This is a genomic window from Caulobacter sp. Root487D2Y (genome assembly GCF_001427165.1).
Taxonomy (GTDB): domain Bacteria; phylum Pseudomonadota; class Alphaproteobacteria; order Caulobacterales; family Caulobacteraceae; genus Caulobacter.
The window spans coordinates 672,819-690,423 of record NZ_LMFD01000010.1 but is presented as its reverse complement, the minus strand read 5'-3'; the positions used below and the strand labels follow the sequence as shown (position 1 = coordinate 690,423).

Sequence of the window (17,605 nt, the reverse complement as noted above, 5' to 3'; positions counted from 1 at the left end):
AGGATTCAGTTCGCCGGCTCGACCGCAGCTGTAGCCGGAACCGCGGCTGGCGGGATCGGCGCCGTGCGGACGTCGAGCACCGCCCGGAGAGCCTGGCCCTGCGGTCCGCCGCGGATTTCATGCGAAAATGATCAAGGCGGCGAGCCTGGGGCGAGCATGGGTCGTCCCATGCTCGCCGCGTGGCGGTTAGTGGGGCTGTCGGAACTTTCTGTCCACGCACACGCCGCCGGGATCGGCGGGACCTGGCAAGCGTACAATCATCTGACGGCCTCTTTGAGGAAAGAACCGGCATAGGATCGGGCCTTCGGTCCCCCCGTTCTCCGCCCAGTAGACCACGCCCGCGCCGGTCACCGCGATGTTGGTGGAGATCGCCGGCGTGTCGCACAGGGGCTCTTCCTTCAAGCCGCCCGAAGCGTCGAGCGTCGCCTTGATCAGCTTGCCGGCGGAAACGAAATAAAGCTGGCCGCTCTCGTCCAGATCGAAGGCGCTGACGTTGTCGCGGATTTCACCCACGGCGGCCCAGTCGGGCGTCGGCGTGGCGATTAGCTCGCGGTTGCGGCTGAAGAGGCGGCCATCCTTGGCCAACATCACCAGGCCCGCGCTGGGCGCGTAGCGAAACTGCGCGCCCCTGACGTCGGCGTCGCCGATCCAATCGCTGAGTTTGACAGGCGGCGCGTCGGTCGGATTCAGCGGCACGCCTCCGCGGAAATCCTGGCCGGGGGCCGTGATGCTCCACCCGCCGCCGCTTGGATTGGACGATACGGCGAAGAGCCATTGCTGGTAGGCGAAGATGGCCACGACGCTGGTCAGCCCTTCGGGCGGCTGATCGGGGTTCTGGAAGTCGACGAGGTACAGGCCGCCGTTCGGATCCTCCCATACCGCGAGCGGCAGCTCTTCGAAGGTCAGCGCCAACTGCCGCATGGTCAGGCCGGTCATCGGCGGCACGGCCATCATGTTCTGGAGGCGGTCGTCGTTGCCGGTCCACAGACATTGCCCCGCGGAAATCCATACGGGATCGCCATAGCCCTGATCGAGGGCCACACGGGCGTGAGCTGTCGCCGGACCATTCAAGCCTTGGGCCGTAAGGGTGTAGGTCGTGGTCATGGGCGGTGTGACGACGAAGGTTCCGGACAGTATCGCGTCACCTGGCGGGGTCATTGACGGACCGCCGGGCGTGATGGCCGCGCTGGCCGCATTGGTCGTCGTATAGGACAGCGTCGCCGAGGCGCCAGGCGCGATGGTGCAGTCGGATGGCGACAGTTCGGCCGATACGGGGCCCATGGTCACGTCCAGCGCCGCCTGGGCCGGCGAATCCGGAACCACGAGTTTGAGCGTGTACTGGCTGTAGGTCTGTGTTGGCGTGAAGGTCAGTTCGCCCAGGCTGGGAAGATTGGCTTTCCACAGGATCGATTGGCCTTGCGCGTCGACGCCGGTGATGGTGACAGGTTGCGGAAAGGCGTCGGGAACGCCCCAGCAGTGCCAGCTCAGCGTGACCGGCTCGCCCTGGTAGATGACGACCGGTGCTGGCGCGGCTTGGATCGGAGCATCGACCGGCGTGGCCTGGAAACTGCCGACCACCGGCCATGGCGGCGATTTGTTGATGTTGACCGGAATGAACCCGTCTTCCTGGCCGGGAATGTCGCGGTAGGCGACGATCATGGTCGTGGCGAAGGGCGGCAGGCTCGACACGAGATTATCGATCGTGACGATCACCGATTCCAGGTTTTCGAAACGACCCGTCGGCTTCAGGCGCCATTGCGCCGTGCTGGTGTCGGCCTCGAGGGTCCATTCGACCACGCCGTCGCCGGAAACCTTGAAGACCGCCGCCGCCGCCTGCTCGTCGGTGCAAAGCGCGTCGTAGCGCCACGGCGCGTAGGCGTCGCCGACGGTCACGAAGCTGATCAGGAAATGCGGCGCCGCGCCCGCCGCGGAGGCGTCCAAAGGCGGTCCGAGGTTCTTCAGGCTGAAGGCCAGGCGGTTGATGATCGGGTCGGGCGGTGTCGGCGGCGGCGGGACGGGCGGGCTTTCGTTGGCCACCTTGAGCGCCTCCAGGGCGTCGTCATAGGCGGCGTTCGCCCCATCGGCTTGCGGTTCGGCGACCTGTAGTTGCGCCTTCAACTGGTCGAGTTCATCCGATCGATCCTGCAACGCCTCGGTGTCGGCCTTGTAGGTTCCGATGTCGACGATCGGGTTGCCGTTCTGCTGATCGGCGTCGACCTTCTGCATCGCCGCCGTCGCGGCCGCCTCGGCCTTATCGATCTGATCCTTCAGCGCCTCTATCTTGTCGGTCAGGGGTTGAAGCGCCGCCTCGGCGTCGTCCGCCGCCTTTTGCGCCGCGATTCTGGGGTCGACGGGCCACGGGACCGGGGGCGCCGTCACCGCCACGTCTCCGCCAGCGGCCCGATCCGCCATCGGCCCGCCAGCCCACGCCCCCCAGTTGATCTCGAACAGCGGCGTGGTCGGTCGAGGCGCGAGGGATTTTCGGGGTTCCAACGAAAGGGCCCGCCCATCGAACGGGACGGGTGTGAGCACACCGGCCGCGTCGCTCTGAAGACCTTTCCAGGCGACGGTCAGCAAAAGGTTGGCGAAATCAAAATCGGCTGGCGCGGCGAAGCCGGCGATGTCGATTGTCAGCAACTGGCCCGGCGTCAGCGGCGGCGCGGCGTTGTCCGCGGTCAGCAGCCAGCCGCCATGGCTGACACTGGCTGTAAAATGCGGCGCGGTGACCACCACCTTGGAGGTGTCGACGGTGACATTGGCGCCAAACTGGAGCTCCAACAGCGCTCCGGCGGGAAACTGCATCGTCGCCGTCGATGTGGTGGTCAGGTCGACCTGAAGGTGATTGACCGTCCCCAGCAGCAGGACCGCGGCCTGGTTGGGGTCGCCCATGTTTCGAGCGTGGGCTGAAAGAAGTCCGTACGTACCGCTCATTGGGAAATATCCTCGCGGACCAGAACGGCCCAGCCTTCTTCAAGTCGTTGGGGATCGTATGACGTGCGAGCCCGGTCGTTCGGCGGGGGCGCGGTCGGGCGCTCGGTCCAGGCTTGGTTCACGGGCGTGCGCCAACGCCATTCCCACCCCGGAAGGCGGGGAAGGGGCGTGGCCAGGGCGTCTTGCGGAAACAGCATGGGCCCGGCGTAGAACGACACGGACAGACGTGACAGCGCGGGCGCATAGAGGTCGGCGGGAACCGAAATGGCTTTCACCGGCAGCACGCCGGAAACGCAGTGAACCTGGGCGCGCGGGTCGATCAGCATCGCGATGGTCACGGGTTTGTCCTGCGCCGCCACCTCGATCACCGAGGTGGGCAAGACCAGGTCTCCGGTCTCGGCCGCGGGCGAGTGGCACTGAGAATAGCCGTCGGTGTCGGTCAGAAAATATGCGGCGAGCCCGTCGTCGGCCTCCTTGAAGTCCCCGACCCGCACCGGCACCCGAACGGCGCGCAGCCCCCGGTCGTCGCGATCACCGTTCCAGGACGGTTGCCCGGCGGCGTCGATCGCCGCTTGCAGCGCAAGCCAATTTTGATCGGCCGCGGGGCCGCCCTTCAGTTCCAAGGACAGCCGCGCTCGGACCAACGCCAACGGGCGCCCCACCAGCATGGCTGGACCGCTGGACGGGTCGGGCGGAATGATGCTGCCGGACGCTCGATCGATGGTTCTGAGCAAGCTCGCCAGATAGCCTCCGCCGCCGCCGAGCACGGCCTTGGCGAAGGCGTTCAGGTCGGGGTCGAGAACGTCACCGTCGATGGGCGCGTTGTCGGGCTCCAAAGGCGCTCCCGCCTGTGGCGCGGGCCGCCAGTGCGCCTGCCCGCCGTCGCCGGACGCCTTGAGCGAGCCCAAGGCCTTCCCCTCGGCGTCAAACAACACCAGCGCGTTGTCGAACAGGTCCGGCACGACCCATCCGCAGATAGGGCTGGCGGCGGGATGTCCGTTGGCCTCCACGTCGGTGGAGCCCGCGGCCAGCCAGCGGAACTGTAGGCGCGCGGGCTGGGTGATCCGGGGAGGAAGGACCACGCTGCCGTCCGGCCGCTTGAAGGCGCTCGCCCAGACGACGCGCGAAGTATCTACCGCGACCTCACGGCCGAACACGTCGACGACCGACAGACTCGGCAGGGTGACAAAGCCGGATCGAAGTCCGGCGTAAGGCCTTGAGCCGTCCGGAGCCACGCCGTCGAAATCGCCGACGGCGTCGGCGATGTTCTGCGCCAGGGGGAGCATGGGCTCCAGAGGGTCGACGATGTTCAGCTGCAGGGTCTGCTCACGCGTCAACAGACCCTGGTGAAAGCCGCTGGCGCTCTGGGCCATCAGCGACGCCTGCTTCAGGCCGGCGGTCAAGGCGGCCAGTTCCGCATCTCCGTTGCCGACCGTGGCGGCCGCGGCCTTCATGGCGGTGAGCAGATCGTTCGTGGCCCGCGACGACAGCGGCGTGAAACCGCTGTAGCTGCTCACGTCCAGAGGGTTGGTGATGGTGTTCAGGAGTTGCAGGTCCACCTGATCGTCATCGAGCACGTGCTGCTGGACAAGGAATTCGGGGGACAATTGCTCGGGCGCGCCATCGCTGCCCGTCGAGGCGACACGCCCGTAGTTCAGGGTCCAGCGCATCAGCAAGGGAACCCAGTCGGGCTGACCGCCGTCCGTGCGAGCCATGGCGGGCGCCGGCAGGCCGCTTATGGCATTTTGCGCCTGGGTCGGTCCGGCCGGATCCATCGCCAGCGCGGTCGCGCGGGTTTGGGCCGAGAAGGCGGGCGACAAGAAGTCGAAACGACCGTCAAGGAGCAGCGCTTCGACCATCAAGGCGTTGGCGGCTTCGGCGGCGCCGGATTCCAATCGGGAGAAGTCGCGTCGGACGAGGACCTGCAGCGTGATGGGCGGTTGGCCGACGGGCGCGGGATTGAGGATGTTGGAAAGGGAACGACAAGGCAGGTAACCGTCGGCGGTCAGGTCTTCGGGTCTGCCGTCCCGCTGGGCCGGCGCCGCGCCAGGTCCATTGAGCAGGATCACCGGATCGGCGGGTTTCCAGAAGCGCGGCGCGGGGCTGCGCTTGAGCCTTAGCGTCGGCGCGAGGCCCTTGGCCACGGCGCAGTATGCGCTGACCACCGCGGCGGCCAGGCTCGTCGCGCCGGCGTCGGGCGCGGACACTCCGTCGTTGCCGATGGCGTCGGCGCTGTAGGCCAGGGTTCCCGAAGCGGCGACCTGGGCGGCCAGCAGGTTCTGCTGGGTCGCGAGAAAGTCGCCCAGGCTTTCAAGCGTCACGCGCGGCGCAATGCTCCAAGGCGGATTGTCGCCAACGCGTTGGTCGGTCAGCAACTGGCGGCGGTACCAGTCGAAGAACAGTTGCTGCTTCAGCGTGGATATGGCGTCCGCGGCGTCGTCATAGGCCCGCTGTTGCTGGTTCAGCACGGACAGGGCATGCGCGGCCCCGGCCGAGAGCACGGCTTCCTGTGCTTGTCCCGCCGCGTCCTGAACCGAGGTTGTCGACGCCCGTTCGTCGATCACGCTCCACTGCCAGCCGCCGTGTTCCGTCCCGAAGGCGCGGCGGTGCAGCTCGGACTTCAGCTTTCCAACCCAGCCGGTTTGCCCATACAGACGCTGATAGAGCCCCGCTTGCACCGCATTGAGCGCGAACTCCGCGTCGGCGACGTTCACCAAGGCTGGGTCGGCGGCCATCAGGGCGGACAGCGCCTGGGCGGCGGTCTGGCCGATCGCCACTTGGGGAGATGGCGGCATGGGCGCGATATCGCCGGTAGGACCCCATCGCAATCCATAGATCGCACCGGAAAACAGCGCGCGGGACGGCGGATCGCCGGTGAAGCGCCACTTCAGGTCATTGGTCTTGCCGTCGACGGCGAGGCCGGCCAACGGGTCCCTCTGGCTCTGCGCGAACCAGCCGACGATCACATAGGTCAGTTGATGCGGCTGGTTGAGCAGGTCGACCGGCGTGATCGCGCCCGCCGCTCCGCCGTCGACCTGGCCTAGCGTGGTCTGAAAGTCGTCATTGAAGGCGAAGACGTTCGCGCAGTTTGGGGCGTAGGCGGCGAACAGCGGATCGCCGTAGCCAACGGCGGTGAGGGGCGTGTTCGTGAGCGACGCGAAGCTGCCGGCTGCGGGATTTTCCTGCCAGGCGTCATAATCGGTCCAGCGGCCCATGTAGCGGAAGAACTGACCTTGATCGCCGTCCAGGAACGGCATCGAGGCGCTGTCGGATTGCCCCGCCTTTTCCAGACGGTCGCTTTCCAGCACCCACGACTTCAGTTGCGGCGGAGCGCCTTCCGTCAGCGAAAGGACCCGGGTCACCAGCCATCGGTTTGGCGCGGCCGGAAACCCGATTGGACCAGCGCCGGCAGGGCCGGTTCCGTGGCGCAATGCGGCCGGCAGGGCCCAATGCAGGCGCACGCCGACCGAGCAGGTGGTGGATTCGTAGCGTCCGACGCCGTCCGCGAGATAGGGCGCGTCGCCCTTGAGCACGCCGTTCTCATAGGCGGGAAAGGCGGAAAAGTCCGACGAGGGGCCGACGAAGGATTGGGCGGCGTCGTTCACGCACAAGGCGCGCACGTTGATGGGGACGATGAGCGGCTCGGTCATGACGTACTCGACGGAGGGGCGACTTGCCCGAAGGTGACCATATCGACGCCCTCGACCATGATCAGGGCGAACTCGGCGGAGGTGAAGGCCGCGGGGGCCAGGGCGCCGCTGGCGCTCGATGCCAGGGCGCTCATGTCCAAGGCGGCTCCGGGCGACCGCCACGGAAGCGGGGACGGGATCGTCGCGGACTGGGTTCCGACCGGCGCGGCGGCCCCCGTGACTGGGTTTCGCAGGTTCTTGAAGAGGCGGCGAAGATCGATGCCGGCGGGATCGGCGGCAGGCGCGGTTTCGTCGATGTCGAATCCGAAGTGCATCGCTTCTGGCGGTTCATGTAGATCCAGGCCGGCGATGACGCCCTGGCACAGACAGAACAACACATCGTCCGACAGGCGTTCGTATCGCACGACGGTCAGGGGGCTGTTGTCCGCGGCGCGCGCGTTCACCTCCATGCCGGGCCAAATCTTGACCGCTCTCGATCGCAGCAGGAATCCGCTGGCGGTGAGGGGCGGCGCGCCGGCCGATGGCCCCACCGGACTATCCCCGGCTTGAGACAGGTCGCCGGTGACCGCGTCGCCGAGGCTGACCGCGCCGTCGACCAAGGCGTCGATCCAGTTTGGATCGAGATGGAAGAAACGGATGGATTCCGGGGGAAGCATGGCTTCCTGCGGAACCAGGTAGTTGAACGGAACGCCGTGCAATCCTCGCAGATGCTCAAGCCACGCGACCACCTCGGGCGGCGGGGCGTTCGATGGCGTCGCGCCCAGAGAGGTCGCGATGAACGCGACAGGAGACGGTGCGGGCGGGGGCGACCCCAGCAAGGCCGAAACCGCCACCTTCATCATCGCGCCGACCGCGTCGCCTAGCGCGGCGGCGCGCGGCGCCCCCGCCAACTGGGGCGTGGTGTCGATCCCCAGCGCCGCGTCGAGTATGTCATGTTCAGCCGCCGCGACGGCGGCGCGGCTGGTCGCGTGCTTCCATCGAAAGAGACGGTCGGCGAAGATCTGATCCTGCAGGCCCAGCAGACGCCCGAGCTGCCAGGCCGCTGCGTAGGAAGCATCCAACAGGCCGGTCGCGGGATCGAACCGCAGAGCGGCGTCAGCGCTGCCTAGGGGGCACTGGGCGGCCAAGGTGCGCGGCACTTGGTAGGGCGCCAGCGGTCCTCTGTACCAGGAGGCGGTTCTGCCGCCGTCGCGCAGGCGATGGTCTAGTCCGACGTAGCCCATGGCCATCGCGGCGGCGACGATTGGCCCCGGAGCGGCGTCAGCCCTGATCGGCAGGCTGAAGGACAGCCAGGGTTGAAGTTGCTGTATGACGTCGGTGAAGGTCTGGGGCTCGAGCTGAGTGTCAAAGCTCCATTGATAGAGGGAGGCCAACCTGATCGTCTTGGGCGCGGACGCGCCCGTCGACTCCGCCCCGCCGGGGAGATGGTTTTCCAAACCCTCGAGACTGACCAAATGGACGGTCGATTTCTTGCCGGCCTTGGGCAGCCGGTTGGCCATCAGGACAGAGTATTCGCCGCCCGGGGGCGCATCGGGATCCGCGCTGGGTTTTTGTCCCGAAACCACGCGGACGCTCGCCAGCCATTTCAGGTCCTGCAGGCTCGGTGCGATGCTCAGAAAAAGACCGTAGTCGATGTCGAGCGCCGCGCAGGGGTCGTTGATCGACTGTCCGAACTCCAAGCCGTCCGCGAGCGGGTACGACACGACGCCGTCGCCAGGGGTCACCAACCCAGACACGGTCGTCGCTGTCAGGACAGGCTGCGGGTCATCCTGGTCGAACACCAGCAGCGCCAACCAGCTTGGCACGTCCGCGCCGTCGACGGGAGCCGCCGGCGCCAGCTGGGGCGACCGGATCCAAGGCAGCGACGGACGCGAGAACACCAGGTGCGGCAAGACGTTGAGAAACTCGCCCTGCGCGTGAGACGGCGGAAATGTCGAGTCGACGTCGGTCGGATTGAGCTGGAAGCGCTCGCCGGCGACATAGAACTGCGTGGTCGTCGAGAAGGTTTGACCGCCGTCGGGCGCGGAAAGCGCATGGTTGACGATGATCCGGTACTCACCGCTCTCGAACCCCGGAAGTCGATGCTGGATGAAGCGCACCTGGCCGGGTTGAAGTGTCGTGTCCGCCATGATCAGGCCTCGCCCAAGACGTGAATGGCCGGCCAGTCGTCAAGAACCGTGCTGGTCGAGAACGCGGTGAGATCGACGCCGCCGCCGGCGGCGAAATCAGAGGTCAGCATGCCCTGGCCCAGCATAGCGGCGATGATCTGGCCGCGGGTCTGGGACGCCGCATTGATGGTCTGCAAAACAAAGCCTTTGCAGGCGCCGCTGGCGCCGCCGGGGAGCGTGTAGGTCAAGTCCGATCCGTGCTGAGGAGCCAGGCCATAGCCGGTGACGGCGCCGCCGCTCCAGATCAACGGCAGGGCGGTGTCGTCGTAGCGTAGGGCCGCCAGGTCGACGGGCTGGGTGGTGTCCGGAGGCCGCTGGGGCGTCGAGATGTCGAAGCCGCAGAGGGTGTCCAGCATCAAGGCCGCCGCGTTGGGGTCTTGAGGGCGCACCTCCGTGGCTTCGCGCCAAAGCGAGGCGGGCGCCGATCGGATTTTTGGATTTCTGCCGACGGTGTAGTCGGTCCAAACGCCGGCGCCGGCTGTTTCCTCCAGCCCCTTGCGCTGAACGATAATCTGCAGGTCCGAGCCGAACTGATCGCCCGCTATGCCCATGGGACCGATCGCCACCGCGGCGTTCCATGTCGTGTTGGGCAGGTCGGGCAGCGTGGTCATCGGCTTGGCGCCGTCGGCGAACGCCACGGTCTTGGCCGGCGCGGCCAGGTTGACCGACAGGACGGCGTTGTCCGGGGTCATGATCCATTGCGGTTCGCCGGACTTCATTTCCTTCGAGCGGTCGCGGAGCAATCCGTTCAGCGCCTGGATCGAGCATACCGCCGTGTCGGCGGGCAGGAACGAGGTGCGGAAATCGGACCACTTGAGGAACTGGCTGTCGTCGCTGTCGTCGCCGAATGAAACGGTGAAGGAGACCACATCCAGATCGATATGGGCGCTGCCCCCGAACGGCGGACCTTTGACGTCGAGGCCCACGCCCACGTGAACGCTGACCGTAACCGACGTGAACAGCAGATTTAGCCGGTAGGAAACGCCGATGCTGGTGTCGATATGGGCGACGTAGTGGAACGGCTTCCAATAGACGAGGAAGTCGGCGTCCGCGTCGAACCAGGCAGACAGGTCGCCGCTGGCCCAGTTGGCCTGCATCGATATGCCGGCCATCAGGCAATGCGGGGTCAGCGCGAAGTACGAAGAGCCCTTCACCGACAGGTTGTCGTTCACCTGCCAAAGCAATGACAGCCGCGCGGGGTCGGGATAGTGGGCCGGCCGCGAGAATTGCGGGTGGTAGCCGCCCATGCTGTAGACGAAGTCGCCGGCGTTGACCCCGTCGCCGTCCTTGAACCAGCTGTAAAAGCCAAAGCCGCCGCTCAGGACCGCCGCGCGCGAGAGCACATAGGAGCGTGGGCTCAACGCGCCGTCCACCTTCAGTGCGCCGCGGTCCGGGTCGAATTCGGCCATCAAGCCGACCTCGAAAAGCGCGACCGGGTCCGGCGCCTCCGGCGGCAGCGACGCGCGCGACAGCCCGAGGATTCCGATCTGGGTTGAGCGGCCGAACTCCAAGGTCAGAAGCGCGAAGGTTTCAACCAGCGTGAACGAGGTGAACTTCACCCCCGCCGCCAGCCAGCCCTCGCCGTTCTGCGCGCTGCAGTCGACATTCACCGATCGCAGAACGCCCTGCAGGTCCGCACCGGTGTCGAAGGGCGGCGGAGCGTTGGGCATCGCCGCCTTGACCAGCGAGAAGTTGGCGATGTCGGCCGCCGAGATCGGCAGTTGCAAGCGGCTGTTGTAGCCCATGCCGACGGCGACGCCTTCGACGAAGAAGGCGGGTGGTCCGCCGAGCGGCGGCTCGCGCGTCAAGCCGAAGACAAAGAGGCCTTCGGGATCGGTGAAGTATTCTCCGACCAGCGCGAATCCGAAGGCTTCCGTGGTCAGTTGGACTTGGCCGGCATAGCCGTTGTCGGTCCGCAGCAATCCGCCGCCGACCGTGACGGCGGGGCTGGCGTAGTCGATGGAAAGGCCCTGCAGGACGGGGCTCGGGGCGAAATGGTTGACCGGAGAACTCAATCCCAGCCCGGAGAAGCCGATGGTCACAGGCCCCAGGGCCATGCTCGCGTCAAATAACAGGCCGAGCTGGCCGTTTTGGTAGCGCATCCCCAGGCGGTCGATAGCGATCGGGCCGAAGGCGCGACCGACGATGAACCAGCGAGTGTTGTCGTTTTCCGGCGGCTGAGGCGGAGCGGGGTCGGCGCCCGGCAGAACGGGAGGCGGCGAGGGCGCATTGGTCCCCTGCAGGGGAACGGACAGCGCGATGCCGCTGGCCCCATCGAGAACCTTCAGCGACAGCGCCCCCCCAGGATCCAGCGCGCCCGCCGGCGGCGCCAGCGCTTGAGGCGGCAAGGCCGCGATCAGGCCGTTGACCACCTCCGCCGAAAGCGCCCCCGAGGTGACGAGCAGATCGACGCCCTGAATTTCCAAGGCTGGCGAGGGCAGGCGCGGACCTACGACTGGAAGCGTGTCCAAGCCGAGATGCAGTTCGAGTTCGGCCGCCAGAAGATAGGTCCAGGGCGCTGGATCCGGCGCCGCGGCGCCGTTGGCCGCGGCTGGCGCTGTCGGACGAGACGCCACGAAGCTGAGGCGTCCGTAGGTGGATGCGCCATCGACGATGTCGCAACTGATCGCCCAACTGTCCGACGGGCCGCCGATGGCCAGTCGACAACCGAGATTGCGCATCGCCAGCCCGTCGCAGGGCAGGGGGAAGTCCAAGCCGGCCATGGTTATCAGGCGTTCGATCAGGCGAACCAGTTCGACGTCCTGATTGGTCAATTCACCGACCAGCATCCAGCTGGACTGGCCGTTGGCGTCGGTGTTGTAGTCGCCGGCCAGTTGCACGATCGCGGGCGAAGCGCTGTCGCCGAGGTCCAGGGTGAGGCCGAGGCTGGCGGTCTGGGCGCCGGCGGTCCGGTTCAGGTGGAAGCTGGCGACGGTGAAGTCGAAGCCGTCGAACAGCGCCACCGGCGTGCTGGAGCTCCCCTGGATATCGAACGACTGCGACGGAAGGTAATGAACCTCCACGTCGTTCAGCGTGAAGTCGCGAAGCGTCTCGGGAAGATCGACGCCTAGGAGGATGTCCTCCAGCATGTCGCCGACGGCCAGCTCGGTGAACGTCACGTCGAATTCTGGCTGAGCGCCCCCGGCGACCACGATATCGACGCTGGCGTCGCCGATCCCGAACAGGCCTTCGACCCGCCAGTTCATCGCGCCGCTTTCATGTTCGCCGATGATCTGGAGATCCGTAAGCGTGATCGTCGCGCCGAGGATGTCGAGGTCCCAGCCCGAGCCGCACTCGATCAGGAACTCGTAGTCCCCGGTGTTCCAGTTGCCGCTCAGTTCCAGGTCGAGGATGTCCAACGCGTCGTGACCCGCCGGCAGGCCCAACTGCTTGGTGATCGCGTCCAAGCTGATCGACGAGCCTGGCGACATGACCAAGCCCAGGTCTCCGGCCTGCGGGTCGATGAACAACTCGAACGCCGCATCGCCCAGGAGCCAGTCGCCTCTGATCTCCAGCGTGGCGGCTCCGTGTCCGGAAGCGTCGCGCGACACCTCCACGCCGAACACAGGCCGCACACTGACGAGCGAGGGGATCAGATCCCAGGTCCCGCCTGAAATCTCCACGGCGATCGAGGCGTTGGCCGGCGTCGCCAACGGCAGGCTGACGGCGATCTGGGTGATCCCCATGCTCGCGACGCCCTGCAATTGGGTCGGCAAGAGACTACTGAGGTTGTCCAGGCCCGCCAGGGACAGCAGCCATTCGGGACCAAGCGGGGTGGCGAAACGGCCGGTCAGCATCGCCGTTCCGTCGCCCAGCGGCGCGTCCAGGCGAACCAGGACCTCCGGCGTCGCGGAGCCGGCCTTCTCGAAACCGACCACCAGCGAGAAGCCAGGCGGGGTGACCCCCGACAGGTCCAAGCCTCCGCGGATGGTGAGGGCGCGGACATCCATGGCCAGGTCGTCGAACGGCAAACGGATCGCCGGGCGGTTGGCGGGGGCGAAGATATGCGTCAGTTCGGCGACCGGTTCCCAGCTGTACGGGTCCAGTCGCAAGGCGCCGGTCACGGCGAAGTCGCCCGAGCCCGCCATCGCTTTCAGATCGTCCCAGGCCCCGCCGCCGGCGCCGGTCGCCAGGAAGGCGGTCCAGAAGTCGCCCGCGAAGCTTAGGGACGCCGAGATATTGAGCCCGGCGACCGTGGAAACGGCGGGCCTGTCGGTCGCGGCAAGACTGCACTCCAACGGCGGCGCCGCGCCGGTGGCCGCGGCCACGGCCGCGAAGTCGTAGGTGCTCAGCAGAAGTTGCGGGCCATTCAGCGTGACGGCCTGGAAGAAAGCTTGCCGTTGCTGGGCCGTGAGACCGCCGCCGCTCACGAGGCCGGGCGGGGCTTTCGGCATTCCCAGTTGATCGAAGGTGATCGACGCGGGCGGATTGACCAGCCGCAGGACCAACTCCAACTCCGCGTTCGCCTGTTGCCCGGTTTGCCAGGACGCGAAGAACGTCGCCTCGACCTGCAGGTTCGACAGGGCGCCGATCGCGGTGACGCCGGTGATGCGCAGGTAGGTGTCATCCGAGGTTATCGTCGGGCTGGCGATGCTCAGCGGCGTCGTCTGCAGCAGACACTGGATGGAGGCGCTCAGGGCGGGATCGCCCAGGGTCGCGGCGTCGAAAACAACGGGCGTCAATCCGCCGCTCGGCCCGATCTTCGTCTTCAGCGTGTCGAGAACGGGGAAGGTCATTTGGCGACGACCGGCGGGCTGCACCCATAGTCGGCCCAGGTCCAGCCGTTCTTCGTGAGCTTCTTCTCCGCCGCGTCCGTCAGGCGCTTTTCAACCGCTTTGGCGGCGGCGCCTCCAGGCCCGCCATCGGAATAATTGATCGAAAATAAAACTGCCCAGTATAGAGCTCGATACTGAAATATATCGAAGCTTTCTCTCTGCGCTTCAATCAGATGGTCGAATACCTTGATGGTCTGTCCTGCACCTGAAGCCGCGTTCTTGAGGTAAATCTTATAGCGTATGCCAAGACCGATGGGTAACGGAAGGCTCACCATGGCTCGGATTTCCTCGTAGAAGCTCTGGCGGGACTTGCCAGTCCGGGTCAATGCGTCTCGAACAGGCTGTGGCAACCCCGCATAAAAGACGTCCGCGCCGCTGCGTAGGGACTGAATGATCTTCGTGGCGAAGGTCAGGAAATCAGGCCAGTCAGTCTCGGGCCATCCGACCGCTTTCAAGGCCGCCTTGTCCGCGGCGGTGAACTGGCTGCGCGAGACGCCCTGGGTGGGCAGTTGATAGGCGGTGATCTTGGCGACCAGGTCGTCCGGCCGGGTGCGTTGGGCGTTTTCGATCGCCAATTGCTCGGTGTTGGCGTGTTTTGAACCGGAGACGAAGTTCTCGAGCGCTTCGTTGCCGCCGTCGCCATGCCCGTAGAGATGGCACCACTCCTGGTCGGTTCGAAGCTGCGGCAGCCAGGTCGCCACCAATACGGTCGGTCGTGCCCGCAGGCCCTCGCTGAAGATCTGCCATGCCGTGGATGCGAAAGGGTCGTGCTTGTCCCCGGCTTCGTTCAGCACGTCGCGAACCAGGTGGGTCGCGCTGCCGTCGCTTTCATAGCCGAGCGCGGTGAAGGCGGCCTTCATCACGTCGCCCGCGTCCAGACGCTCGCCCTTTGAGCGGGCCTTCAGAGGAACGCCGGACGGGCTCCCGAGATTGGCCACGCTCCAGTCGCCCTTCTTCTTTTTTCGCAGTAGAGTATACGCCTTGTATTTCGCCAACAGGGTGTTCTTGCTGCTTATCTGCGCCGCTCCGGCGAATAGATCCCCGCCGCCGTTGGAGATTGAAGGCTGAGGCAATGTATCCGTAGGGCGGTTTTTCTTATTTTGAACGGTTGCGGCGTCCGTCTTCCATTTCTTCCAATAGGAAAAGCCGGGGAGCCTGGTCGGAACAAGTTCAAAGCCTTGGGGCTGGATGCTAAACTTATAGCGTCGCGCGGGATCCAGTCCCATGGCGGCGGCGAAGATCATGTTGTCACAGCGCCACAGGTAGTCGGCCTCGTCGCTCTTGTCGGCTCGAGCTTCGCCGCCTCCGCCGCCGCGCGAACTACCGGGCAGCTTGGGTTGAGCGCCAACCATCTGACCTGTGGGAAGGTCGTAGCGATACACCGCCGTGCGATTGACCTTGACCAATTCGCCCGTCCAGCCATTGGCGGTCTGGGTGAACAGTTTTGACGCCTCGCCAACCTCCACCAGCAGCAGCGGCGGGGCGACTGGTATCCAAATCCAGCGGTGTGCGATGTCGAAGGCGACGCAGTTTGGGAAGTCGCATCCAGGCGACGGCGCCAGCTTCAATTCGGCGTCGGCCGGCGATTGCGACTGGGCGATCGCGGACATGTCCAGCAAGTCGAGATGCCGCATCTTCTGGAACAGCGGCAGCCCGGCGGGAACGTGTGTGCCATCGGCGGTCGGTGGCGCGCTCTTCAAGTCCTGGCCGTTGTCCTGGACACGATAGAATGGTCCTGAGAACTGCGCGTTGAGCTTGACGACAACATTTATGAGCGCCTGCTTTATAGCGCTGTCCGAGAAAGCGGAATTCAGCGTGAACAGCGTGCCCATCAGCTTGTTGTCGGGCCCGGCTTTCTTCTGATCAATGTTCATGACCAGCTGGGGAACGACAGGCGGCGCGAAGCCATATCTGTAAAACGGCTTGAGGATAGCCGCGTTCGGATCCCTGACGAAGTTGCGCGTGACGAGACCAGGCTCTTGAATGTTCTGAGCGGCCAGTTCGTCGGTGATCAATTTGGTGACCTGAGCTTCGGAAAATGTCAGGCCGCGCAGGGTGTTGAGATCGTCTGTCGCCGCCACCGGGTCGAAAGCCGACGCCGGCAGCGGCGTGTTGTCTTCGTCGTCGGTGTCGTCGTCGACGGCGTCCGCCCGACCGTCGGCGGCGGCGGGGTCGGGCTCGGGGGGAATGTCGTCCATCGCGACCAGCTTGGTGACGAAGAGTTGCATGGTTCAGGCTCCACGCCGCGGGACGGTAAGGGGGGCGGCCGACCTGGCGGCCGATGTCATGCCGTCGACACCGATCGGACGGCCGTGGGGGCGAGGTCGCGGAAAGAAGGTCATGCCGCGCCGTGCCGTGGCGAGGGCGGGACTGGATCCTCGATCATGCGAATAATCACGTCCTCAAGGGCCCGCGCGCGCAGTTTCAAGACCCCGGAGACGGTCTCCACGAGCGCTGAGAGCAATGTTGCGTAGATTACGATGGTAAAGACAAGGCCGATCGCAACATCCAAGACTGGGCCGAACATCAAGTCTCCGACGTGCACGAGAAAAGAGACGCGCGACGGCGAAAGCCGCGGCGTGCGGTGTGATGAAAAGCTTGGAGAGGGTTAGGTTTCGACCGGGCCCAACGAGGCGGAGTTGTGTAAAGCGCGCGTTGCTAGAAAAACGGCGCGGTCGCAAATCCACACTTCATCTATCTCCCCCCGAGATCAGAAGTCGTACACAATCTTAGGCTTAACGACTGGTCTGGTGAGTCGCAATCCATGTTCTACCTTTGGTCGTTTCGCGGCGCGAAAGGGAGGTCGTCGGCGGGCCCGCGATCGACGGCGCGACATGAGCGGGCGGCCTGAGATTGCTGCTCCATTCATGGGATTTGCTCTAAGTCGCCGCCACGCGCCGTAACGGCCGTATGGGTAGGCTGGAGGCGGCGCTGTCCGCTCCGGCAGGGGCTGCGGACGCTTCGCCCATGCGATCATGATCTCGCATGGATGAGCGGCCGGACACGTGGGACGAGGGGTTAGCCCTCGCCCTTCGGCAGGAAGGGGGCCCAGGCCTCGACCAGCACGCCCGGAACGGCGCTGGCCAGCGCGATGTGCCCGTTCACGAACTCCAGCCGCAGGCGCATGCCCGCCAGACCCACACCCGTGGGCGGCGCGGCGCCGTCCGGCAGGCCGACGCCGTAGTCGCGGATCGACAGCAGGACCATTTCGCCGGCCTGGCGCAGGCCGATCGTGGCGCGCGGACTGCCGGAGTGGCGATGCACGTTGGCCAGGGCTTCCTGGGCGACACGGTACAGCGCGACCTCGGTTGTCCGGGCCATCTTTGGAAAGTCGTCGGCGATGTCGATCTGCAGGGCCAGTCCCGTGCGGCGCGCGAAACCCTCGGCCATCTGCCGAATAGCGGGACCAAGGCCCATCTCCTCCAGGGCCGGCGGGTGCAGCACGTAGGACAGGCTGCGGATCTCCTCCAGGGCGTGGACCAGCAGGGCCTCGACCTCGGTCCGGACCTTCTCGGCGCGGCCATCGACCTTCATCGCGCCCAGCATCAGTTTGGCGCCGGTCAGGTACTGGGCCGTGCCGTCGTGAAGCTCGCGCGCGATACGCCGGCGTTCGTCGTCCTCGGCGTGCAGCAGCGCGGCGGTGGCCCGGCCCAGGGCGGCCTGGGCATGACGCTGAACGGTGATGTCTTCGTGCGCCAGGATCACCAGGGTCCGGTCGTCGCGAGAGATGCGCGTGAAGGTCACCCTGACCCATATCGGACCGTTGGTCAGGAAGATCTGATACTCGTAGCGCAAAGGTCCAGGCTCGCCGGCCAGCAGGTCTCGCAAGCCTTGCCTGGCCTCCGACGCGTCTGGCGCGTCCAGACTCTCGCAGAACGAGATGTAGTTGAGGCCTAGTCCATAGTTCTCCAGCTCAAGTTCGTTGAAATCGACGAACTGCATCCAGGCGTCATTAACCGCGATGATTTCGCACTCGTCGTTGAGGATCGCGACATTGGCCGTGACACTGTCGATTATTGATTCGTGCAAACTAAAGGCGGACCATTCGCTCATCTCGTGAGCCGTATGCATTTCGGTATTT

General features: G+C 65.8%; 6 protein-coding genes. All 6 read right to left on the bottom strand.

Annotation, left to right across the window (positions count from 1 at the left end; translation table 11 throughout):
- Positions 1–186: 186 nt before the first annotated feature.
- The 6 genes from ASD38_RS13040 to ASD38_RS13010 all read right to left on the bottom strand — a co-directional run bounded on the left by ASD38_RS13040 (position 187) and on the right by ASD38_RS13010 (position 17,553).
- A complete protein-coding gene (locus ASD38_RS13040) occupies positions 187–2,889 on the bottom strand; it encodes a hypothetical protein (RefSeq protein ID WP_056460483.1) in 2,703 nt (900 codons plus the stop codon).
- A gap of 38 nt (positions 2,890–2,927) precedes the next feature.
- Complete coding sequence (locus tag ASD38_RS13035) at positions 2,928–6,581, bottom strand: hypothetical protein (RefSeq protein WP_056460481.1); 3,654 nt, start codon at positions 6,579–6,581, stop codon at positions 2,928–2,930.
- A complete protein-coding gene (locus tag ASD38_RS13030; protein ID WP_056460479.1) occupies positions 6,578–8,710 on the bottom strand; it encodes a hypothetical protein in 2,133 nt (710 codons plus the stop codon). The genes ASD38_RS13035 and ASD38_RS13030 overlap by 4 nt, the downstream gene beginning before the upstream one ends.
- Positions 8,711–8,712: 2 nt before the next feature.
- Entirely contained in the window at positions 8,713–13,485 is a 4,773-nt protein-coding gene (locus ASD38_RS13025; RefSeq protein WP_156390697.1) for a DUF6603 domain-containing protein, read from the bottom strand.
- Positions 13,482–15,752 carry a hypothetical protein gene (locus ASD38_RS24315; RefSeq protein WP_056460476.1) on the bottom strand — a complete coding sequence of 757 codons (2,271 nt, stop codon included), beginning with the start codon at positions 15,750–15,752 and terminating at the stop codon, positions 13,482–13,484. The genes ASD38_RS13025 and ASD38_RS24315 overlap by 4 nt, the downstream gene beginning before the upstream one ends.
- Positions 15,753–16,542: 790 nt before the next feature.
- Positions 16,543–17,553 carry a PAS domain-containing sensor histidine kinase gene (locus tag ASD38_RS13010; RefSeq protein ID WP_056436575.1) on the bottom strand — a complete coding sequence of 337 codons (1,011 nt, stop codon included), beginning with the start codon at positions 17,551–17,553 and terminating at the stop codon, positions 16,543–16,545.
- Positions 17,554–17,605: the final 52 nt, after the last annotated feature.